Raw genomic sequence first — 22,109 nt, forward strand, 5'->3', positions numbered from 1 at the left:
TGGCGTCGGTACAGTCGACATTATTGTCATCTGGCAGACCGCTATCGCGAGCAGGCTCGCTCCTACAGTCGTTTTTGGGTGCGCATGAGATTTTTTTGACAAAAAAAATCCCCGTATCTTTCGATACGAGGATTTTTAATATGGTCGGGGTAAGGGGATTCGAACTCCTGACATCCTGCTCCCAAAGCAGGCGCGCTACCGGACTGCGCTATACCCCGGTAAAAAAAAGGCACCTTTGAAAGGCGCCTTCTGCGAACAGAGCTTTTGGCGTCTGATCTTAAGATTCGATTCCAGCGTTAACTGGTTTCAAAAATGGTGGGTCGTGTGGGATTCGAACCTACGACCAATTGGTTAAAAGCCAACTGCTCTACCAACTGAGCTAACGACCCAAAAATGGTCGGGGTAAGGGGATTCGAACTCCTGACATCCTGCTCCCAAAGCAGGCGCGCTACCGGACTGCGCTATACCCCGGTTTGAAATTGGCTCCGTGACCAGGACTCGAACCTGGGACCCAATGATTAACAGTCATTTGCTCTACCGACTGAGCTATCACGGAACTACACATTTCAATTTACAACTTTGAAGCTTTACTGCGTTCCCTTCAACCCGTTCGCATCGCTGCGTTCGTGTGTCTGAGGCGCGCTATTCTACAATCTTCAGAACCTCTGTCAACCCCCTAAATTGCTTTCAAGTTAATGATTTGCAACTTATTTTGGATTCCTGCTTGGGGAGCGGAAACCCTGGCGGGTGACTTACTGCGGGGCGCACTTTACAAGCCTTTTCCTTTAAATTCAACAGCCTCGCGAAAAAAAGGCCTCGCAATGCGAGGCCTCCCTTTTTGTGTTGCCGTTTGGGCTCAGTTGAAAACGATTTCGTCGTTTTCCACCGTGCCTTTCGCCGTCTCTCCCGGCATGAATCGGCCGGAGAGAATCAGCTGTGCCAGCGGGTTTTCGATCCAGCGCTGGATCGCTCGCTTGAGCGGCCGTGCGCCATACACCGGGTCGTACCCGACCGCGATCAGCTTATCCATGGCCTCAGGGCTCAACTCCAGCTTCAGTTCCCGCTCGGTGAGGCGACTGCGCAGACGACTCAACTGGATCTCGGTAATGCCGGCGATCTGATCCCGCGCCAACGGCTCGAAGATCACCACTTCGTCGACCCGGTTGATGAACTCCGGCCGGAAGTGGCTGGAAATCGCATCCATTACCGCCGCACGCTGGGCCTCACGATCACCGACCAGCTCCTGGATCTGCACCGAACCCAGGTTGGAGGTCATGACAATCACGGTATTCTTGAAATCCACCGTGCGGCCATGGCTGTCGGTCAGGCGGCCGTCTTCCAGCACTTGCAGCAAGATGTTGAATACATCCGGGTGCGCCTTCTCGACCTCGTCCAGCAGGATCACCGAATAAGGCTTGCGACGCACCGCCTCAGTCAGGTAACCGCCCTCTTCATAGCCTACATAGCCCGGTGGCGCGCCAATCAAGCGAGCCACGGAATGTTTTTCCATGAACTCGGACATGTCGATGCGCACCATCGCTTCCTCGGTATCGAAGAGAAACTCGGCCAGGGCCTTGCACAGCTCGGTTTTGCCGACACCGGTCGGGCCGAGGAACATGAACGAACCGCTCGGACGATTCGGGTCTGCCAGCCCGGCGCGGGAACGCCGCACCGCGTTGGAAACCGCTACTACCGCTTCGTCCTGGCCGATCACACGCTGGTGCAACAGGCTTTCCATCTTCATCAGTTTTTCGCGCTCGCCTTCGAGCATTTTCGACACCGGAATACCGGTCCACTTCGAAACGACTTCGGCGATCTCTTCTTCAGTCACCTTGCTGCGCAGCAACTGGTTTTCACTTTTGCCATGCTGGTCGACCATTTGCAGGCTGCGCTCCAGATCCGGGATCACCCCGTACTGCAACTCGGCCATGCGGTTCAGGTCGCCTTTGCGGCGCGCGGCTTCCAGTTCCTGGCGGGACTGTTCGATTTTCTGCTGGATCTGTGCCGAACCCTGAACTTCGGCTTTTTCCGAGTTCCAGATTTCTTCGAGATCCGAATACTCACGCTCATGACGAGCGATTTCTTCCTGCAGTTTTTCCAGACGCTTCTTCGCCGCGTCGTCGCTTTCTTTCTTCAGTGCCTGGGATTCCACCTTCAACTGAATCAGGCGGCGCTCCAGACGGTCCAGCACTTCCGGCTTGGAGTCGATTTCCATGCGGATACGGCTCGCAGCCTCGTCAATCAGGTCGATGGCCTTGTCCGGCAACTGGCGATCCGTTATGTAGCGATGGCTGAGCTTGGCCGCCGCGATGATCGCACCGTCGGTAATCGCCACCTTGTGGTGAACCTCGTAGCGCTCTTTCAGGCCACGCAGGATCGCGATGGTGTCTTCTTCGCTGGGCTCATCCACCAGTACTTTCTGGAAGCGCCGCTCGAGGGCCGCGTCCTTCTCTATATATTGGCGGTACTCGTTGAGCGTGGTCGCACCGACGCAATGCAGCTCGCCGCGCGCCAGGGCTGGCTTGAGCATGTTGCCTGCGTCCATCGACCCTTCGCCTTTACCGGCGCCGACCATGGTGTGCAGTTCGTCGATAAACAGAATGATCTGCCCTTCCTGCTTCGACAGTTCGTTGAGCAGAGCCTTGAGCCGCTCTTCGAACTCACCGCGATATTTGGCACCGGCAATCAACGCCCCCATGTCCAGGGACAGCAGGCGCTTGCCCTTGAGGCCGTCCGGCACTTCGCCGTTGATGATGCGCTGGGCCAGACCTTCGGCGATGGCGGTCTTACCGACGCCAGGCTCACCGATCAGCACCGGGTTGTTCTTGGTACGGCGTTGCAGGACCTGGATGGTCCGGCGAATTTCGTCGTCACGGCCGATCACCGGATCGAGCTTGCCGTCTTCGGCGCGCTTGGTCAGGTCGACGGTGTATTTATCCAGGGCCTGGCGTGCTTCTTCGTGGTTGGGGTCGTTGACCGCCTCGCCACCGCGCAGGTTGTTGATCGCGTTTTCCAGGGCTTTCTTGCTGACGCCCTGGCCGAGTAGCAGTTTGCCGATCTTGCTGTTCTCGTCCATGGCGGCCAGCAACACCAACTCGCTGGAAATGAACTGGTCGCCCTTCTGCTGGGCCAGGCGATCAGCCTGATTGAGCAGGCGCGCCAGATCCTGCGACATGTTGACGTCGCCGGTCGGGTTCTGGATTTTCGGTAGCTGATCGAGCTCTTTGGTCAGCTCTTTACGCAGGCTGTTGACGTCGAAGCCCACCTGCATCAACAGGGGTTTGATCGAACCGCCCTGTTGTTCGAGCAGGGCTTGCATCAAATGCGCCGGCTCGATGGCCGGATGATCAAGACCGACGGCCAGGGATTGGGCGTCGGACAGGGCTAACTGCAACTTGCTGGTTAAACGGTCTATACGCATGGGTCACCTTCCTTTTGAGCAGGCCGGACCTATAAAACATCCTGAATGAAGAAACCTGCCAGATACCAGGTTAGATGTGGTCGATTCTGGGAGATTCAAGCGTCGGGACGTTGATGCAGGTCAGGCAAGTCTAGCGTTCAAGCCAGATCAAGGAGGCGAACCGTCCGGTTATCGGACTGCGGCGATAGGAAAAGAAGCGAGGATCAGTCACGGTGCAGAAACCGCCACCATAGACTGCGGTGACACCACGAGCCTCCAGACGCAAGCGGGCCAGCTTATAGATGTCGGCCATGAACTTGCCGGCGTTTTGACTCGGCACAAAGGCTTCGGCAGCCTCAGGCAATTGCTCGACGAAGGTTTCGCGCACTTCCGGGCCGACTTCAAACGCTTTCGGGCCAATGGCCGGACCCAGCCAGACCAGCACATCGGCGGGTGGTACAGCCAGACTGTCGAGGGTCGCTTCCAGTACGCCCGCCGCCAATCCGCGCCAACCGGCATGGGCCGCCGCAACGCGGGTGCCGGCGCGGTCGCAAAACAACGCCGGCAGGCAATCGGCGGTCATTGCCGCGCAGGCGATGCCCGGTGTTGCCGTCCAGCTGGCATCGGCAGTGACCACCTGGCCAGGATCGGCATGGGCCACGGCAATGCCATGGACCTGCTGCAGCCAGGCCGGTTGAATGGCGAAGTGATCCGTCAGGCGACGGCGATTTTCGGCGACAGCCTCGGGGCTGTCGTCGACGTGATCGCCGAGATTGAGGCTGTCGAACGGCGCCAGACTGACGCCGCCCGCACGGGTGGTGACACAGGCTTTGACCCCGGCCGGCGCGGGCCAGTCAGGTATCAGCCAGTCACTCATCCGATGAACGCCTCACGGTCTTGCTTGAGCAGGGTCAGCAACCAGACGAAGTCTTCCGGCAACGGCGACTCCCAGCTCATGCGTTTACCGGTGGTCGGATGATCCAGCTCCAGGAACCGCGCATGCAGCGCCTGACGCGGGAAGTTTTTCAACGACTCGACCATGGTCGGGTTGGCTGCCGGCGGGATACGGAAGCGACCGCCATAGGCAGGATCCCCGACCAACGGGTAGTTGATGTGCGCCATGTGCACGCGAATCTGGTGCGTACGGCCGGTTTCCAGCTTCACCCGCACGTGGGTGTGGGAGCGGAAACGCTCGAGCACGCGGTAATGGCTGACGGCTTGCTTGCCACCCTCCATCACAGCCATGCGCTGGCGCTGCTGGCCGTGTCGACCGATCGGCGCGTTGATCTTGCCGCCGGCCGTCACAACACCAATCACGATGCATTCATAGATGCGGCTGACACTGCGGCTCTGCAATTGAGTTACAAGCTGCGTCTGCGCCTGAATGGTCTTGGCCACCACCATCAGACCGGTGGTGTCCTTGTCCAGGCGATGCACGATACCGGCGCGGGGCACATTGATGATGTCGGGCACGTGGTGCAGCAAAGCATTGAGCAAGGTGCCATCAGCATGACCGGCGGCGGGGTGCACCACCAGGCCCGCAGGCTTGTTGATCACCAGGATGTCGTCGTCTTCATAGACGATGTCCAGGGCAATGTCTTGAGCGACCCACTCGCCCTGAGCTTCCTGCTCGGCAGTAAGTTCAAGAATGGCGCCGCCGTGAACGATGTCTCGCGGACGGATAACCGCCCCATCCACAGTCAGGCGGCCGTCTTTGATCCAGGCGGAAAGGCGCGAGCGCGAGTGCTCAGCGAATAATTGTGCGGCGACTTGATCGAGGCGTTGGCCGCCCAATTCGGACGGCACCTCTGCGCGAAGTTCAATTTTATCGGACATGCTCAGACTAGGCGTCGGCACAGCCTTTGGTTTCGGCTGCGCGCTTGTGGTTAAATACGGCGTCTTTTGCCCCGAGGCTATTCAACGGGGCGCTCATCATAACAGGACGGCCGCGCCCAAGACAGCGGCCGTCATAGGGACGCAAGCCGCCATGCAAGTGAAACACCTGCTGCTGATCGCCATCCTCGCATTGACCGCTGCTTGCTCATCGAAGGAAGTCGTAGACGAAAACCTGAGCGAAGTCGAGTTGTACCAACAGGCTCAAGCTGACCTGGACAATAACAGCTACACCAGCGCCACCGCCAAGCTGAAGGCTCTGGAATCGCGTTATCCGTTCGGTCGTTATGCCGATCAGGCTCAACTCGAACTCATCTACGCCAACTACAAGAACACCGAGCCAGAGGCTGCAAAAGCGGCTGCCGAGCGTTTCATTCGCCTGCACCCACAGCATCCGAACGTCGATTACGCCTACTACCTCAAGGGCCTGACTTCTTTCGACCAGGACGTCGGCCTGCTGTCGCGCTTCCTGCCGCTGGACATGACCAAGCGTGACCCGGGCGCCGCTCGCGACTCCTACAATGAGTTCGCCCAGCTGACCAGCCGCTACCCCAACAGCCGTTACGCACCGGACGCCAAGCAGCGCATGATCTACCTGCGCAACCTGCTGGCGGCCTACGAGATCCACGTTGCCAACTACTATCTGACCCGTCAGGCCTACGTCGCCGCCGCGAACCGTGGCCGCTACGTGGTGGAAAACTTCCAGGAAACCCCTGCGGTCGGTGATGGCCTGGCGGTGATGACCGAGGCCTACCAGCGTCTGCATCTGGACGAACTGGCCGCCACCAGCCTTGAAACCCTGAAGCTCAACTACCCGAACCACCCGAGCCTGGTGGACGGTCAGTTCGTACCGTCGGTCGCAGAAGCCGACAACCGTTCGTGGTTGAGCAAGGCCACCTTGGGCCTCATCGAATCCCGTCCGCCGCTGCCGCCGGGAGAAACCCGCGCCAACCAGGACGTGCAGAAGCAGTTCCAGGATGCCAAGGACGCGATTCCGAGCGAGCTCAAGCCTAAAGACGGAAATGGCGACGCGATCAAGGAAGAAGATCATGAAGCCCAGGGCAACAACGAAGACCGCTCGTGGTTCAGCTACATGACCTTCGGCGTGTTCGACTGACACGACCGGCGGTACAGAAAGGGAGACTCTCGAGTCTCCCTTTTTTATTGCGCCATTTTTGTAGAGCGCAATTGCGCTGTGCGCCTGACATGTCCCCGGCTAAACTGCTGGTTCATCAGCCAAAAAGCAGCTCATCATGCTTCGTTTACTTTTCTGGATCGCCGTGATTGCCGCCGCCGTATGGTTCTGGCGCAAGTACAAAGGGCAGACTGCCGTGCCCAGGTCGACCGCCGAGCTGGAAGCGACACCGATGGTCCGCTGTGCCCATTGCGGCGTGCACCTGCCCCGGGATCGCGCACTGAGCCTTCAACAGCAGTGGTATTGCAGCCAGGCTCATCTGGAGCAAGGCCCCGGCTCCAGTGATCGCTGAGACGTCCAGTCACGGCGGCAAACAGGCCCAGCGACTGCTGCGCCTTTATCATCTCTACCGATTAAGCGTCGGCATCATCCTGGTGCTGCTGATTTCCAGCGATATGGACAACCGGTTGCTGACGTCAGCCAATGACGATCTGCTGCGCAGTGGCAGCTGGTTGTACCTGGTGCTGAATATTCTTCTGGTGGTCTTTTTCGAGAACACGCGCCACCCGGCGCAACTGTTCAGCCTGGCGCTTCTCGACGTCCTGCTGCTGTGCGGCCTGCTCTACGCCGGCGGCGGCGTGGCCAGCGCCATAGGCAACCTGTTGATCGTCTCGGTGGCCATTAGCAATACGTTGTTGCGAAGGCGTATTGGCCTGCTGATTGCCGCCGTCGGCGCACTCGGCATCGTCGGTACGAGTTTCCTGTTGCACTTCAGCCATCCCTCCAGCCCCAATGATTATTTGCAGGCGGGCACCCTCGGCGCCCTGTGTTTTGCCGCGGCACTGTTGGTGCAAGGCCTGATCCGACGCCTGGAAGTCAGCGAAACCCTGGCGGAGCAAAAGGCCAGTGAAGTCGTCGGCCTGGAGGCGCTCAATGCGCTGATCCTGCAACGCATGCGCACCGGTATCCTGGTACTCGACGAGCAGCGGCGCGTGCAATTGGCCAACCACAGCGCCCTGTCACTGCTCGGTTGCGGCCGCCTCGAAGGCTGTCTGATCGATGACCATGTCCCCGTCCTTGTCGAACGCCTGCACCTGTGGCTCAGCAATCCAACGCTGCGCCCGCAAAGTCTGAAAGTCGCCTATAGCGGCATGGAGCTGCAGCCGAGCTTCATTGCGCTGGACTCCAGTTCGCAGCACCAGACCCTGGTCTTTCTTGAAGACCTCGCACAGATTGCCCAGCAGGCTCAACAGCTGAAACTTGCCGCCCTCGGGCGCCTGACCGCCGGTATCGCCCATGAAATCCGCAACCCGTTGGGCGCAATCAGTCATGCCGCACAGCTATTGCGCGAATCCGAGGAACTGAACGGCGCGGATCAACGTCTGACGCAGATCATTCAAGACCACTCTCAGCGAATGAACCGGGTAATCGAAAACGTCCTGCAACTGTCTCGCCGCCAGCAAACCGTGCCACAAAGGCTGGACCTGAAGCCGTGGCTGCAACAGTTCGTCACCGAAATCCGCGAGGGCGCGAACGAGCGCCAGCAGATTCACCTGCACATCGCTCCCGGTGACTTCAAGACCCTTATGGACCCGAACCAGTTGAACCAGATTCTCGACAATCTGATACGCAATGCCTGGCGCCACAGCGCCCAGAGCCACGATCGGGCGCAGGTCTGGCTTGAGTTGTTTATCGATCCCGATAGTCAATTGCCAATCCTGGAAATCCTCGACGACGGCGCCGGCGTGCTCCCCGATCATCAAGCGCAACTGTTCGAGCCGTTCTTCACCACCAGTTACCAGGGCACTGGCCTGGGGCTCTATCTGTCCCGTGAGCTGTGCGAAAGCAATCAGGCCCGCCTAGACTTCAAACCACGCCAAGGCGGCGGCTGCTTTCGCATCACCTTTGCTCACGGACGGAAACAAGGTTGAACATGAGCCCACGGCCTAAAGTCCTGATCGTCGACGACGAACCGGACATCCGCGAACTCCTGGAAATCACCCTGGGGCGGATGAAGCTCGATACCTGGAGTGCCCGCAACGCTGGCGAGGCCCAAGCCCTGCTGAGGCGCGAGACGTTCGATCTGTGCCTGACCGACATGCGTCTGCCGGACGGCACGGGCCTTGAGTTGGTACAGCATATCCAGCAACGCTATCCGCAGGTTCCGGTGGCCATGATCACGGCCTATGGCAATGTCGATACAGCAATCAACGCCCTCAAGGCCGGCGCCTTCGACTTCCTGACAAAACCGGTTGACCTCCCCCGACTGCGCGAACTGGTCACCAGCGCCCTGCTGCTGCCCGCCCCCGACGCTGCCATCGATCGCCGCCTGCTGGGCGATTCATTGCCCATGCGCAACCTGCGCAAACAAATCGATAAACTGGCGCGCAGCCAGGCCCCGGTCTACATCAGCGGCGAGTCCGGCAGCGGCAAGGAGCTGGTCGCACGCCTGATCCATGACCGCGGACCACGCGCCAACCACCCCTTTATTCCGGTCAATTGCGGGGCCATTCCCTCGGAACTGATGGAAAGCGAGTTCTTTGGCCATCGCAAAGGCAGCTTCAGCGGCGCCATCGAAGACAAACCCGGACTGTTCCAGGCGGCCCATGGTGGCACCCTGTTCCTTGATGAAGTGGCGGACCTGCCGCTGCCGATGCAGGTCAAACTGCTTCGAGCCATCCAGGAAAAGGCCGTGCGCAGCGTCGGCGGGCAACAGGAAATGGTGGTTGATGTGCGCATTCTTTGCGCCACCCACAAAGACCTTGCGGCCGAAATCACCGCCGAGCGCTTTCGCCAGGACTTGTACTACCGGTTGAATGTCATCGAGCTGCGGGTTCCGCCCTTGCGTGAACGCCGCGATGACATCGAGCCGCTGGCCAGCCATATGCTCAAGCGTCTTGCCGCCAACACCGGGCAACCGCTGGCGAAGCTCCACCCGCAAGCCCTCGACGCCCTCAAAAGCTATCGCTTCCCGGGCAACGTTCGGGAACTGGAGAACATGCTCGAACGGGCGCACACGTTATGCGAGAACAAACAGATCGAAGCCAGCGACCTGCGCCTGGCCGAAGGTAACTGTGCCGCCGAAGGGGGTGTGCCGGACCTGACGCAGATCGACAATCTGGAGGCTTACCTGGAGAACGTCGAACGCCAGTTGATTCTGCAGGCGTTGGAGGAAACCCGCTGGAACCGCACGGCGGCGGCTCAGCGATTGAATTTGTCGTTTCGGTCGATGCGCTACAGACTCAAGAAATTGGGGCTGGATTAAGGCCCCATCGCGAGCAAGCTTTGCTCCCACAGGGTTTGCATCACGACACTAATCCTGTGGGAGCAAAGCTTGCTCGCGATGGCAATCTGACAGGCGCCACAAACCTTGAATCAAATCCGCCCGGTTGGCGCATACGGCGCCGGATCAATGATCGGCGCCCTGCCCAACATCACATCGGCAAACAACTGGCACGACGCTGGCGCCAGTACCAACCCATTGCGGAAATGCCCACAGTTGAGCCACAACCCATCAAACCCCGGCACCCGGCCAATGTAGGGAATGCCTTCCGGCGAGCCTGGCCTCAAGCCGGCCCAATGACCCACCACCTCGGCACTCGCCAACGCCGGAATCAATTCCACCGCCGAGGCCTTGAGGCTCTCCAGCGCCGACTCGGTTGGCGTCTTGTCGTAGCCTTCATATTCCAGCGTACTGCCAATCAGGATGTGCCCGTCGCGCCGTGGAATCGCGTAGCGCCCCTTGGCCAGCACCATGCTCGGTAGGAAATCCGCTGCGCACTTGTAGAGAATCATCTGCCCTTTTACGGGTTCGACCGGCAATTCAAGGCCCAGGCTCGTGAGCAAATCCCCGCTCCAGGCACCCGCGGTCAGGACCACCTGATCGCCGCGAATTGCGCCTGAGGAAGTCTGCACACCGACAACTTTTTGATCTTCGCGAATGAACCCACTGACTTCGCACTGCTCATGAATGGTCACATTCGGCAGTGCCAGCAACGCCGCCTTGAGGGACTTCACCAGCCGCGGATTGCGCACGTTGGCTACGTCGGCCATATAGATGGCCCGGGTAAAACCGCCGCCCAACACCGGCACCGCATCGTGCGCCGCCGAGATATCCACAGCCCGCAGCGGACGCTTCTCCCGTGCGGCCCAGGCCAGCGCCTCGGCTTCATCGTCCAGATCCAGCCAATACAGGCCGGTGGTGTGCACCTCGGGATCGATCCCGGTGGCAGCGAACAAGCGCTCACCCAGTTGTGGATAAAAATCCTGGGACCAATGGGCCAGCGCGGTGACCGCCGGGTTGTAACGCCATGGATAAAGCGGCGATACGATGCCACCCCCCGCCCAGGACGACTCCTGACCGACATTCGAACGGTCCAGCAGCACAACGCTCTGCACTTCGGACGCGAGATTGAAGGCCGTCAGCAGACCGATTACCCCACCGCCGACAATCACCACTTGCTGTTGCCTGGTCATATTCTGATCCAACCGATAAATAGACAGAGGGCGCAAAAGACACCCGAAAAAGGAAACTCAGCGACCCCAGCAATCCTTGGTGGTCAGACCGGCCGTGGCGTTGACCATGCCACGGACACCGGCATTGGAAATCGTGAAATCACCACACTTGTCAGTGGCCATGCTTTTTCCGGCCTTACGCACGGCTGTCAGCAGGAAAGTCTGATCGGTCAGTGTCGGGGTGATGGTGTAGTAGTCATTACCAGCGCTGAGGCCGGCGGCACCGGTGTAGATGTTTTTCTGTGAATAAAAACGCTCGAGGATCTGCGCCTGCTCGGAAAGCAGACCGGCCACTTCAGTACGACGCCCTTTGTTCTGATATTCCGTAAAGCTCGGCATGGCGATGGTCAGGACAATCCCGATGATCGCAATCACGATCATGATTTCGATCAGGGTAAAACCGCGGTTGGATCTGTGCATGCCTCAACTCTCGCTTACTGTATTTGTCGCCACATGATGCGACGGCTGCCGCCGCCGGATTTTTCCACCAGCGTGGTGATACCGCCACTGGAATCGTTCACGATTTTGCGGGCCGCGCCATTGACGATGGCATTCAGGGTCGGAATACCACCGGTAAAGACCACGCCGCTGGACACTGTGTCGGTGCTATCGATCAACCCGTCGCCGGTGGTATCGAGCACTGCGTAGTTGAGCATCTTACCGCTGAACGCATCGAGTTCGACCAGTTTGCCGGTGCCGAAGCTCGCGCAGGGATCTGTGGTGTCGACGCTGGCTGTGGTGAACACGATTCGCCCGAGCACCAGGCTGGCCTGGTTGATCACCCGCTCGCCGGTCAGCACGTTGTTGTACACCAGCGGCAGATACCAGCCCTTTTCCGCGGGATAGGTCACTTCGTTCTGGCTGGTGGTGATGAATTGCCCGGAGCTTCCCGAGACCACGCCGGTCACTGCCTGGGCCTGCAAGCTGGACGTAGTGATCTGCCCTGATCCGCCGTCCGCGTCCCACACCGCATAGAACGCCTGTAAATCCTTGTTGGTCTTGTCCGCGGTCTCGTTGAACTTCCCTGTGCCGAAAAATACCTGTTTGCCACCCAGCGAGTTATCCGCCAGCAAGGGCTGAGCGGTAATCGGCTGGGTCGCGCCTCCGGCCGCGGTAAACAGGGGCTTGCCGGCAAACGCCACCCCCCAGCTATCGGTGCTGGTACTGCTCAGATCGAACTTCCACAAGCGCCCTTTCAAATCGCCACCATAGGCCGCCTGCACCACGTTCTGCGAGTTGACCTTCAATTCCACCGAGGACAATCCGTTCGTGGTTTCAGTGCTGTCGACAACGATTTTCCTGATCAACGAACCGTCGCGCAGGTCCACGACATACAACGCGGCCACCCCGGAATTGCTGCCATAGCCGTTGGAAATGAACGCCGCCCATCGACCGTCGGCCAAGCGTGCCACTTCCGGGCGAGCGTAGGCATAACCCAGATCATTGAAAGGATTCGCCGTACTGGCCGTGGCCGGCGCGCTGATTTCCCACAACGCCCGGGTCACGTTACCGGCCGAGGCATCGAACAGTTGCAGCGCATAGAAGGTGCGTCCGCCCGCGCCAGTCCCGCCGAGCGCGAGAGTTTTCCAGGCGCTGTTGAGCTGGACATCGAACACACCTACCTGCCCGTCCACCAGAAATTTATGGCTGACGCCGTTGATGTACGCGGTATCAGCGATATAGCGCAACGATGGCAGCACACTGGACGGCATGTAAGCGTAACGCCGCGTGCCGTTGCCGGCATTGATGACGTTTACAAAACCGTCGTTGGCGTTGACCACCAGGCTGGTGTTCATGTTGGCCGCCTTGGTGGCCAGGTAGGTGCTGTAAGTGGTGTCGCCCGACTGGTCCGAGGCGGTTTTATCCGTCGGGGACGCCAGGGTCAATGGCGAGTTGATAATGTCCCCCAGCAGCGCACTGCGCACTTTCAGGCCGGTCTTGTTGGTGCCCTTGCTCCACTCCACCAGGTCACTGCCGGTAATCCCGGTGGGCAGGCCCTGGCTGAGGACGGCTTGCTGGGCGGTGGAGAAATTGGCGTAAGCCAATGTCACTGGGCTGTTGGTCTGGTTGTTCCACGATTGATAGGTCGGCGCCGTGGCACCGGGCACGATGGCCGTATCGGTGCTCCACAGCACCGCACCGGTATTGACCGCGCCACTGGAGGTGAAACCAAAGGCCTTGATCGTGCCACGCCAGTCCTTCGGGTCGTAACTGGTCTGGAAGTAACGGGTGCCGCTGCTGAGAATCGTCCCGCTGGTGACACCACTGCCGCCGGAGCCGGCTTTGGAAGTGATGTCACTCAGGGCGGAGGACAATGCGGCGTTAAGCCCGGCACTGTCAGTGGCCTGGTAATACTTGCCCTGACCGTAGCTGGCGGCATCCGACAACATCTGATTGGTCGCGGTAAAACCAACGGTGTAGGTGTTCATGTTCTGCTTGGGAAAGTCCGTGGCGTTCCAGCTTTTGCCCGCCAGATCCGTCCCGGTGGAGCGCATGTCGATGTCAAAGGCGAACTTGGCGATGTCATCCAGGTACAGCGTGTCACCCTCCCCGTCACCGTTAAGATCGTCGCCATCGTTAGCGCTGTTGCCGTCCCAGTTCGGCAGGCGGGTGCCACCGAGCGGATCATTGGTGGGGAAGGTCCGGTCGTAGGTGGGCAAGCCATCCGTAATCACTACTCCGTAGTTTTTCTGGCAGCGATACTGGATCGGACTGGTGTAGGTGGAGGGCGTCGAGTTGTAGTACGGCGCCATGCCGCGCAGGTAGCGAGTCACTTCGTAATAGGTTTCCGCCAGCGGTGTATTGGCTACGGCACTGAGCCCATTGATGGAGGCAATCAGCGCGTTGTAGTTGGCATCCACCGACAGATCGCTGACCGCCCGGGCAATGAAGCCACCATTGCCCGGATTGTTGTTCGCGGGCGGATTGAACGTGGCCAGGCCGATACGCAACGTGCGATTGCTGGTGACCAGGTTGGTCGAAACATCCTGCGCCACGCTGATGCGGTAATCGTTGGGGATTGCATTGGCCCCCGTGGTGAAGTCCCGATTGGAACCATTGGCCAGGCCCAGCAGATAGGCCAGATAGTTAGCGGTGTAACGGGTATTTTCATTACCCACCGGGTCAGGCAACTTGAGGCAAACGGGCGTCAGCCCCAGGAACCCCCGATAGAACCCGTACCAGTTGCCACTGGTCGAGCAACCACCTCTATTCAGGCTCGACAGCGAAATATTGGTATCGCTCATGTCCAGATTCTGGCCGCTTATACACGAGGTGTTGGAACTGCATATGGCTATCTGCGCGCGATTGACCGTGGGATCGAAATCCGGCGCCCAGATGATGTTATTCATGCTCCCCGAATCGTCGATCATCAGCATCACGTTGGGTGCGACCGCTGCGGCACTCAGCAAGGGGGAGTCCGAAGGCGTGAAGGCATAGGCCGGGGCCGAGAGATACAACCCCAGAACGGCGCCAGCCAATGACTGCCAAAGCCCCGTGCGTCGTTCAGTACTTCGCATAGATGCTCTCCACCACGCTGCGCGAGTTGCCTGCGATGCCCACGGCGGTCACTCGGTACAAGGTTGCCGAGGTATTGCTCGGTACGTTCACGGCGGTGACGGCGGTGCCAATGTTTTGCACGCCGTAAAAACCACTGCCCGACGCGATCCAGGTCACTCCCGAGGTGGCGTTGAAGCCGGCGGCGAGGAGGCTCGACGATTCGCCCGGCGGCGCGCATTGGGTGGTGCCGTTGCACACGGCCAATGAGTAGGTGTCCAGTTGCACTGCGCTTTCACCGACACGCAACGCTGCTTCTGCGCTCTGGAACGACTGATTACGCATGCTCACGCTACCGGCCATTTTTTCCTGCAGGATGGCGTTCTGCATCGAGGAAAGGCCGATCAGCGTCAGCAGCAACAAAAACACCAGGCTGACCAACAGTGCCATGCCGCGTTGGGAACATGGCGTTATCGTAGAAACACTCATCGGCCCTCCCCTCATGGCAAGCGGTTGCGCAGCGCCGCAACCACGTTGAAGGTTTGATTGCTCACCCGGTTGCTCGGGTCGGTGAGGGTCAGGCTCAGACGCACACTGCGAATGCGTGCAGGGTCCGAAGGGTTGCTGCTGTAACTGGAGGTGGCCGTATCGGTAGCGGAACTGGCAAGGCCGAAGCTGACATTGAAGGCACTGACGTTATCCACCAGTACCTGCGGGATCGGCGCAACGCCGACCCCCATAGTCAGTTGGCCGTTCTTCAGGCTGTAGATTAACCGCCGGATGGGAAACGCCAGTTGCCCCGAAGCGGGCGTTTGCGCACCGGAATAGGCCGTTGCACTGGTGCGACAATCGGAAAGCACCGTCCAGGTCGGCGTGCCGCCATTGCTGCCGACATCCGCCGTCACCAGCGTTAACCTTAAATTGGCGTTATCCCAACTGATCGGAGTGACCTGACCGGCATTGAAGCTCCCGCCCGTATTCGCATCGGTAATCGTCCCCAGGCAACCGAACATCCCGACCATACGGATTTCCTGAATCATTTTGCCCAGCACGAATCGCGCGTCTTCCTGCATGGCAGCAGCGCTGTTCTGGCTGACGTAAGTGTTTTTCGCGGCAATGAAAACCTGCACCACGCCCAGCACCACGATCAGGCTCAAGGCCAGGGCGATCAGCAGCTCGATCAGGCCGAACCCTCTTTGGAGGCGGCTCATGGCGTCGCCACCGGATCGGCTGTCGCACGGCTGGTGAGCACAAAACTGCGGCGGGCGTTGGCGCTGTTGGCGGCCCGGGAATCGTCCCAGGTGATGGTGATGGTGTACACGCGCTGATTGAGGGCGATGGTGCCGGTTGCCGTAGCGCCCCCGAAATTGACGATATTGCTGGTGAAATCGTAGAGGTCCTGGTCCCGGGCGACACTCGGATTGCCCGACGTCGGCGGTGTAACGGTGTAGTCGGCGGCAGCGTTGGCGCGAATGCGGTCCATCATGTCGTAGGCGATGAAACTGGCCTGGCTGGTCATGCGCGCACTGTCGGTGTACTTCAGCGCATTCAGTTGAATCGCCGCCGCACCCAGCAGCCCAACGCCCAGAACCAACAACGCAACCAGGACTTCAATCAGCGTCATGCCTTCCTGTGCACCCTTGCTCCCTTGCCTCATCCGCAACTTCCACCCAATAGAATTCGTCCGTTCAAACACACATTCAGCGTCCTGCTTTGCGTACCCGACACATAACTGATCACCAACGCCGTGGACGATGACGACAGGCCGCCCAGACTATTGAAATCAATGGCGGTCACTCCAGAGGTTAGCGTCAGCGTTGCACCGCTGCTCATCGCTGGAATAACACGTAATACATTGGCCGGAGTGCCCGTGCCGTCATACACCGACAATTCACCCGTCCAGAGGCTGCCGCCTGCCGTGGGGCGCACCCGCGTAGTCAAACCCCGATCGATCGCCTCCAGACGGGCGAAGTTCAGGCCATGTTGCAGATCACCGATCTCGGTATCGGCCCTGGTGACTTGCGTCGAACGGGTAAATGCCGGGACACCCAGCGTGATCAGGACCAGAAAGACGGCTATGGCGATCAGCAACTCGATCAGCGTGAAACCTTTTGTACGATGATCCATCGATGCCCTCCGTTGCCGTCGGCTATACCTGCTCTTACACGCTAGAACATTCGACCGCCAAGGCGAGGCTGTTTCGCCATTACTCGTGCACGGATTGCACGGGGCTCAACACTCCAGGGAGGGAGATGCCATGCATCAGCAAGGCTTCAGCTTGATCGAACTGCTTATGGGACTGACGATTGCCGGGATTGTTCTGCATTTGGTCAGTCCGGCGTTTGCAGCGGTCAAGGAATCGAACTATCGCGAGGAAGCGGCGAGGTCGCTTGTCAGCGGAATGCGTAGCGCAAGAAGCGAAGCCATTGCCCGAAACCAGACCGTTGTGATTTACGGCATAAACGGCGACTGGGGTCAGGGTTGGCGGATGATTCTGGATATCAATGGCAAAGGGCATGAGGACAGCAGCAATCCGCTGCTCGTTGAACGCCAGGGCAGTGCTCGAGTAACTGTCGTGGGTAATAGACCGGTCAGGAGTTTTGTCAGGTTCAGCGGTCTGGGCGAGCCATTGCTGCCCAGTGGCGCTTTTCAGGCGGGGACATTACACATCTGCTCAGCCCGGGAGTCCTTGAGCCAATACCAAGTGGTACTGGCCCGGACCGGCATTGTCAGCCTGCGCAGCACAAGGGCTGAACAGCCGCTTTGCGTGGGAGGAGAAGACTCAGAGGAGGGAACGAACGCGTAGTTCTTTAGGCATGGAGAACGTGATGTTCTCTTCCCGCCCAGCCAGCTCGTCAGCGCCAGTGGCACCCCAGGCCTGCAATTGCTGGATCACGCCACGCACCAGGACTTCCGGAGCGGAGGCGCCAGCCGTGATACCGATACGCTCGACACCTTCGAACCAGCTCTTTTGCAGGTCTTCGGCTCCGTCGATCAGATAGGCCGGGGTGGCCATGCGCTCGGCGAGTTCACGCAGGCGATTGGAGTTGGAGCTGTTCGGGCTGCCGACCACCAGCACCACATCGCATTCGTCGGCCAGTTGCTTGACCGCGTCCTGACGGTTTTGCGTGGCGTAGCAGATATCGTCCTTGCGCGGACCGCCAATGGCCGGGAAACGTGTACGCAGGGCGTCGATGACGCGGCTGGTATCGTCCATGGACAGGGTAGTCTGGGTCACGAACGCCAGTTTTTCCGGGTTATGTACTTGCAGTTCGGCGACGTCTTTTTCGTCTTCGACCAGATAGATCGCACCGCCGTTACTGGCATCGTACTGACCCATGGTGCCTTCGACTTCCGGGTGACCCGCGTGGCCGATGAGGATGCATTCACGACCATCGCGGCTGTAGCGCGCGACTTCGATATGCACCTTGGTCACCAGCGGGCAGGTGGCATCGAACACTTTCAGGCCACGGCCTGCGGCTTCGGTGCGCACTGCCTGGGAAACGCCGTGGGCACTGAAGATCACGATCACGTCGTCCGGCACCTGATCCAGTTCCTCGACGAAAATCGCACCACGGTTGCGCAGGTCTTCGACGACGAATTTGTTGTGGACCACTTCATGGCGCACATAGATCGGCGGCCCGAAGACTTCCAGGGCGCGGTTGACGATTTCGATCGCCCGGTCCACACCGGCGCAGAAGCCACGGGGGTTGGCGAGTTTGATTTGCATGCTGAGCCTCGTGTCTTGCGCGCGAAAATTGATCGTAGACCCGTAGGAGCAAAGCTCGCTCGCGATAGCGGTGGATCAGTCAACGGTGATATTGACTGAAATGACGCTATCGCGAGCAAGCTTTGCTCCTACAGATGACCGTATGAGGTCAGTTACAACGCCTTGACGGAGATAATTTCCACGTCAAAGGTCAGTGTCTTGCCAGCCAGCGGGTGGTTGAAGTCGATGGTCACTTGCGCGTCATCGAATTCTTTCACCACGCCCGGCAATTCAGTATTGGCCGCATCGTTGAAGATCACCAGCAAACCGGGCGACAGGTCCATGTTCTGGAACTGCGAGCGCGGGATGATCTGCACGTTTTGCGGGTTCGGCTGGCCGAAAGCGTTTTCCGGCTCGATGCTCAGCGTACGCTTGTCACCCGCCTTGAAACCGAACAGCGCGGCTTCGAAACCTGGCAACAGGTTGCCGTCACCGACCTTGAAGGTCGCCGGGGCTTTGTCGAAGGTGCTGTCCACTGTGTCGCCGTTCTCCAGGCGCAATGCGAAATGCAAGGTGACTTCCGTGTTCTGGCCGATGCGTTGTTCAGCCAATACCTGTTCAGTCATGAACGGCTTCTCCGGTCTTTTTACTTTTGAACATGTCCAGTGCCAGCATGACTGCGCCCACAGTGATAGCACTGTCGGCAAAGTTGAACGCCGGGAAGTACCAGCGGTTCTGCCAGTGCACCAGAATAAAATCGATCACATGGCCCAGGGCAATGCGGTCATACAGATTGCCCAGCGCGCCACCCAGCACCAGTGCCAGGGCGATTGCCAGCCAGGTATCGTTGCGCCCCAGGCGCTTGAGCCACACCACCAGCACCGCACTGACCACGACCGCGATCAAGGCAAACAACCAGCGCTGCCAGCCGGAGCTATCGGCCAGGAAGCTGAATGCCGCGCCGGTGTTGTAGGCCAGGGTCCAGCTGAAGTAATCGGGGATCACCACGATTTGCTGGTACATCGCCAGCTTGCCTTCGAAGTAGAACTTGCTGGCCTGGTCGATGACCAGGACCAGCAAACTCAACCAGAGCCAGCCCAGCCGTCCGAAACGGCCAACGGCATTAGGCATAGTGGCGAACCTCGCCGGTGCCGCTGATGTTGTCGACGCAACGACCGCAAATTTCCGGATGTTCCGGGTTCACGCCGACGTCTTCACGGCAGTGCCAGCAACGGGCGCACTTGGCGTGGGCCGATTTGACGATCTTCAGCTTCAGGCCGCTGACTTCGGTGACCACGGCGTCGGCCGGTGCCTGTACAAACGGTGCAACACTGGCGGTGGACGTGATCAGGACGAAGCGCAGTTCGTTGCTCAGCTTGGCCAGGTCGGCGCTCAGCGCGTCTTCGGCGAACAATGTCACTTCAGCTTGCAGGTTGCCACCGACGGCCTTGGCCGCGCGCTGGATTTCCATCTCCTTGTTGACCGCCACCTTGACCGCCATGATCCGGTCCCAGTAAGCACGATCCAGCTCGAAGCCTTCCGGCAGCTCGCTCAGGCCTTCGTACCAGGTGTTGAGCATGACCGACTCGTTGCGCTCGCCCGGCAGGTATTGCCACAGCTCGTCGGCGGTGAACGCCAGGATCGGTGCGATCCAGCGAACCAATGCTTCGGAGATGTGGAACAACGCGGTCTGGCACGAACGACGGGCCTTGCTGTCAGCGCCGGTGGTGTACTGACGGTCCTTGATGATGTCCAGGTAGAAACCGCCCAGCTCCTGCACGCAGAAGTTGTGGATCTTGGAGTAGACGTTCCAGAAGCGGTATTCACCGTAGTGCTCTTGCAACTCGCGTTGCAGCAGCAGGGTGCGGTCCACGGCCCAACGGTCCAGCGCGAGCATTTCTTCGGCCGGCAGGAGGTCGGTGGCCGGGTTGAAGCCGGTCAGGTTCGAAAGCAGGAACCGCGCGGTGTTACGGATACGCCGGTAGGCGTCCGCACTGCGTTGCAGGATCTGCTCGGAAACCGCCATTTCGCCCGAATAGTCAGTCGAAGCGACCCACAGACGCATGATATCGGCGCCCAGGGTGTCGTTGACCTTTTGCGGCGCAATCACGTTGCCCAACGACTTGGACATCTTGCGGCCGGACTCGTCGACGGTGAAACCGTGGGTCAGCAGCTCACGGTACGGCGCGTGGTTGTCGATGGCGCAACCGGTCAGCAGGGACGAGTGGAACCAGCCACGGTGCTGGTCCGAACCTTCCAGGTACAGGTCGGCACGCGGGCCGGACTCGTGACCCATCGGGTGTGAACCGCGCAAAACGTGCCAGTGCGTGGTGCCCGAGTCGAACCATACGTCCAGCGTATCGCTGATCTTGTCGTACTGCGGCGCTTCCTCGCCCAGCAGCTCAGCGGCATCCAGTTTGAACCAGGCTTCGATGCCTTCGACTTCGACGCGCTTGGCGACTTCTTCCATCAGTTCGACGGTACGCGGATGCAGCTCGCCGCTTTCCTTGTTCAGGAAGAACGGGATCGGCACGCCCCAGTTGCGCTGACGGGAGATGCACCAGTCCGGACGGTTGGCGATCATCGAGTGCAGGCGCGCCTGGCCCCAGGCCGGAACGAATTTGGTGTCTTCAATGGCTTTGAGCGAACGCTGGCGCAGGGTGTCGCCCGTGGTCGGCTGCTTGTCCATGCCGATGAACCACTGTGCGGTGGCGCGGTAGATCAGCGGGGTCTTGTGGCGCCAGCAGTGCATGTAGCTGTGTTCGATGACGGTGGTGTGCAGCAGCGCACCGACTTCGGTCAGCTTGTCGACGATGGCCGGGTTGGCCTTCCAGATGAACTGGCCACCGAAAAACTCCAGCGAGGGCACGTAGACGCCATTGCTTTGAACCGGATTGAGGATGTCATCGTTGACCATGCCGTACTTCTTGCAGGTCACGAAGTCGTCTACGCCGTAGGCTGGCGAGGAGTGAACCACACCGGTGCCGGCGCCCAGTTCGACGTAGTCGGCCAGGTACACCGGCGACAGACGGTCGTAGAACGGGTGGCGGAAGTTGATCAGTTCCAGTGCTTTACCGGTGGTGGTCGCGATGACCGAGCCTTGCAGGCTGTATCGCGCCAGGCACGACTCGACCAACTCCTCGGCCAGCACCAGCAACTTGTCGCCGACGTCGACCAGGGCGTAGTTGAATTCCGGGTGAACGTTCAGCGCCTGGTTGGCCGGGATGGTCCACGGGGTGGTGGTCCAGATCACGATCGAAGCAGGCTTGGCCAGCGATGGCAGGCCGAATGCGGCCGCCAGTCTGGCTTCATCGGCAATCGGGAATGCCACGTCGATGGTCGAGGACTTCTTGTTCTCGTACTCGACTTCCGCTTCAGCCAGGGCCGAACCGCAGTCGAAGCACCAGTTCACGGGTTTGAGGCCCTTGAACACGAAACCGCCCTTGACGATTTCCGCCAGGGCACGGATTTCACCGGCCTCGTTCTTGAAGTCCATGGTCTTGTACGGGTTGGCGAAATCGCCCAACACGCCCAGACGGATGAATTCGGATTTCTGGCCTTCGATCTGCTCGGTGGCGTAGGCGCGGCACAGTTCGCGGGTCTTGTCCGCGCCCAGGTTTTTGCCGTGGGTCACTTCGACCTTGTGCTCGATCGGCAGGCCGTGGCAGTCCCAGCCCGGAACATAAGGTGCGTCGAAGCCCGACAGGGTCTTCGAGCGGATGATCATGTCCTTGAGAATCTTGTTCAGTGCATGACCGATGTGAATCGTGCCGTTGGCGTACGGAGGACCGTCGTGCAGGACGAACTTCGGACGATCCTTGCCAATCTCGCGCAACTTTCCGTACAGGCCAATGCTGTCCCAACGCTGCAGAATCTGCGGTTCGCGCTGAGGCAGGCCGGCCTTCATTGGGAAGGCGGTGTCCGGAAGGTTTAGCGTGGCTTTATAGTCGGTCATTTAAGGC

General features: G+C 59.6%; 19 protein-coding genes and 4 tRNA genes. 5 read left to right on the forward strand and 18 right to left on the reverse strand.

Annotated elements, in window-relative coordinates; translation table 11 throughout:
* Positions 1–141: 141 nt before the first annotated feature.
* From LAB08_RS26195 to rluD, 7 genes are all read right to left on the reverse strand, one after another.
* Positions 142–218: transfer RNA gene (locus tag LAB08_RS26195), tRNA-Pro, on the reverse strand.
* A 95-nt stretch (positions 219–313) separates the two neighbouring features.
* Positions 314–389 (reverse strand) — tRNA-Lys (locus tag LAB08_RS26200).
* 5 nt (positions 390–394) lie between these two features.
* Positions 395–471: transfer RNA gene (locus LAB08_RS26205), tRNA-Pro, on the reverse strand.
* Between the two features lie 9 nt (positions 472–480).
* A tRNA-Asn gene (locus LAB08_RS26210) sits at positions 481–556 on the reverse strand.
* A gap of 300 nt (positions 557–856) precedes the next feature.
* Positions 857–3,421, reverse strand: a complete 2,565-nt coding sequence (clpB, locus tag LAB08_RS26215; protein WP_096515104.1) for an ATP-dependent chaperone ClpB — start codon at positions 3,419–3,421, stop codon at positions 857–859.
* A 130-nt stretch (positions 3,422–3,551) separates the two neighbouring features.
* The gene (pgeF, locus tag LAB08_RS26220; RefSeq protein WP_096515102.1) at positions 3,552–4,277 is read right to left on the reverse strand and encodes a peptidoglycan editing factor PgeF; all 726 of its coding nucleotides are present in this window, start codon (positions 4,275–4,277) and stop codon (positions 3,552–3,554) included.
* Entirely contained in the window at positions 4,274–5,236 is a 963-nt protein-coding gene (gene rluD / locus LAB08_RS26225; protein ID WP_007990414.1) for a 23S rRNA pseudouridine(1911/1915/1917) synthase RluD, read from the reverse strand. The genes pgeF and rluD overlap by 4 nt, the downstream gene beginning before the upstream one ends.
* 151 nt (positions 5,237–5,387) lie before the next feature.
* On the opposite strand from rluD, the gene LAB08_RS26230 reads away from it, so the two are divergent.
* The 4 genes from LAB08_RS26230 to LAB08_RS26245 all read left to right on the forward strand — a co-directional run bounded on the left by LAB08_RS26230 (position 5,388) and on the right by LAB08_RS26245 (position 9,693).
* Entirely contained in the window at positions 5,388–6,410 is a 1,023-nt protein-coding gene (locus LAB08_RS26230) for an outer membrane protein assembly factor BamD (protein ID WP_096515100.1), read from the forward strand.
* 136 nt (positions 6,411–6,546) lie between these two features.
* Positions 6,547–6,780 (forward strand): PP0621 family protein, encoded by a 234-nt coding sequence (locus tag LAB08_RS26235; protein ID WP_096515098.1) that lies wholly within the window; start codon positions 6,547–6,549, stop codon positions 6,778–6,780.
* Positions 6,770–8,359 carry a sensor histidine kinase gene (locus LAB08_RS26240; protein ID WP_096515096.1) on the forward strand — a complete coding sequence of 530 codons (1,590 nt, stop codon included), beginning with the start codon at positions 6,770–6,772 and terminating at the stop codon, positions 8,357–8,359. The genes LAB08_RS26235 and LAB08_RS26240 overlap by 11 nt, the downstream gene beginning before the upstream one ends.
* Positions 8,360–8,361: 2 nt before the next feature.
* Positions 8,362–9,693: a sigma-54-dependent transcriptional regulator gene (locus LAB08_RS26245; protein WP_096515094.1), complete on the forward strand. Its 1,332-nt coding sequence runs from the start codon at positions 8,362–8,364 to the stop codon at positions 9,691–9,693.
* A 110-nt stretch (positions 9,694–9,803) separates the two neighbouring features.
* On the opposite strand, the gene thiO is transcribed toward LAB08_RS26245, so the two are convergent.
* The 7 genes from thiO to LAB08_RS26280 are packed head-to-tail and all read right to left on the reverse strand — an operon-like array spanning position 9,804 to position 16,565.
* Entirely contained in the window at positions 9,804–10,904 is a 1,101-nt protein-coding gene (gene thiO, locus LAB08_RS26250) for a glycine oxidase ThiO (protein ID WP_096515092.1), read from the reverse strand.
* Positions 10,905–10,961: 57 nt separating this feature from the next.
* Positions 10,962–11,363, reverse strand: coding sequence for a type IV pilin protein (locus LAB08_RS26255; RefSeq protein ID WP_096515090.1), 402 nt, complete (start codon positions 11,361–11,363; stop codon positions 10,962–10,964).
* Positions 11,364–11,377: 14 nt separating this feature from the next.
* Positions 11,378–14,461 carry a pilus assembly protein gene (locus LAB08_RS26260; protein WP_096515088.1) on the reverse strand — a complete coding sequence of 1,028 codons (3,084 nt, stop codon included), beginning with the start codon at positions 14,459–14,461 and terminating at the stop codon, positions 11,378–11,380.
* The gene (locus tag LAB08_RS26265) at positions 14,448–14,927 is read right to left on the reverse strand and encodes a pilus assembly PilX family protein (protein ID WP_096515086.1); all 480 of its coding nucleotides are present in this window, start codon (positions 14,925–14,927) and stop codon (positions 14,448–14,450) included. Before LAB08_RS26265 ends, LAB08_RS26260 begins: the two co-directional genes overlap by 14 nt.
* An 11-nt stretch (positions 14,928–14,938) precedes the next feature.
* On the reverse strand, positions 14,939–15,649 hold the full coding sequence (locus tag LAB08_RS26270) for a PilW family protein (protein ID WP_096515084.1): 711 nt from the start codon (positions 15,647–15,649) through the stop codon (positions 14,939–14,941).
* Positions 15,646–16,095 (reverse strand): type IV pilus modification protein PilV, encoded by a 450-nt coding sequence (pilV, locus tag LAB08_RS26275; protein WP_096515082.1) that lies wholly within the window; start codon positions 16,093–16,095, stop codon positions 15,646–15,648. Before pilV ends, LAB08_RS26270 begins: the two co-directional genes overlap by 4 nt.
* Complete coding sequence (locus LAB08_RS26280; protein WP_096515080.1) at positions 16,092–16,565, reverse strand: GspH/FimT family pseudopilin; 474 nt, start codon at positions 16,563–16,565, stop codon at positions 16,092–16,094. The genes pilV and LAB08_RS26280 overlap by 4 nt, the downstream gene beginning before the upstream one ends.
* Positions 16,566–16,695: 130 nt before the next feature.
* On the opposite strand from LAB08_RS26280, the gene LAB08_RS26285 reads away from it, so the two are divergent.
* On the forward strand, positions 16,696–17,244 hold the full coding sequence (locus LAB08_RS26285; RefSeq protein ID WP_096515078.1) for a GspH/FimT family pseudopilin: 549 nt from the start codon (positions 16,696–16,698) through the stop codon (positions 17,242–17,244).
* Here the strand turns inward: LAB08_RS26285 and ispH are convergent.
* The 4 genes from ispH to ileS form a co-directional block, all read right to left on the reverse strand.
* Positions 17,221–18,168 (reverse strand): 4-hydroxy-3-methylbut-2-enyl diphosphate reductase, encoded by a 948-nt coding sequence (gene ispH / locus LAB08_RS26290; RefSeq protein ID WP_096515076.1) that lies wholly within the window; start codon positions 18,166–18,168, stop codon positions 17,221–17,223. The genes LAB08_RS26285 and ispH overlap by 24 nt on opposite strands.
* 152 nt (positions 18,169–18,320) lie before the next feature.
* Complete coding sequence (gene fkpB, locus LAB08_RS26295) at positions 18,321–18,758, reverse strand: FKBP-type peptidyl-prolyl cis-trans isomerase (protein WP_170948729.1); 438 nt, start codon at positions 18,756–18,758, stop codon at positions 18,321–18,323.
* Between the two features lie 7 nt (positions 18,759–18,765).
* Positions 18,766–19,278, reverse strand: a complete 513-nt coding sequence (gene lspA, locus LAB08_RS26300; RefSeq protein ID WP_096515074.1) for a signal peptidase II — start codon at positions 19,276–19,278, stop codon at positions 18,766–18,768.
* Positions 19,271–22,102: an isoleucine--tRNA ligase gene (gene ileS / locus LAB08_RS26305; RefSeq protein ID WP_096515072.1), complete on the reverse strand. Its 2,832-nt coding sequence runs from the start codon at positions 22,100–22,102 to the stop codon at positions 19,271–19,273. The genes lspA and ileS overlap by 8 nt, the downstream gene beginning before the upstream one ends.
* Between the last annotated feature and the right edge of the window lie 7 nt (positions 22,103–22,109).

Source organism: Pseudomonas izuensis (genome assembly GCF_002356535.2).
Lineage (GTDB): Bacteria > Pseudomonadota > Gammaproteobacteria > Pseudomonadales > Pseudomonadaceae > Aquipseudomonas > Aquipseudomonas izuensis.